Source organism: Pseudarthrobacter sp. LMD1-1-1.1 (assembly GCF_040676255.1).
In the GTDB taxonomy this organism is placed as follows: Bacteria; Actinomycetota; Actinomycetes; order Actinomycetales; family Micrococcaceae; genus Arthrobacter.
In genome coordinates, this window is record NZ_JBEGHP010000014.1 from 1 (window position 1) to 257 (window position 257).

Below are 257 nucleotides of genomic sequence, written 5' to 3' on the forward strand. Positions count from 1 at the left end.
TAGTATTCTCTACCTGATCACCTGTGTCGGTTTGGGGTACGGGCGGCTAAAACCTCGCGTCGATGCTTTTCTCGGCAGCATAGGATCACCAAATCCCCCCAAACGGGGGTCCCATCAGATCTCAGGCTATATGAGTGGCGGATTTGCCTACCACTCGCCCTACATCCTTAGACCGGGACAACCATCGCCCGGCTCGGCTACCTTCCTGCGTCACACCTGTTAATACGCTTGCCTCCCAGGATCAGGTCCCGCGCTCC

At 57.2% G+C, this 257-nt stretch carries 1 rRNA gene; it reads right to left on the minus strand.

From position 1 onward, the window contains the following. Nucleotides 1–257 (minus strand): 23S ribosomal RNA (locus tag MRBLMD1_RS10545); the annotation flags it as partial.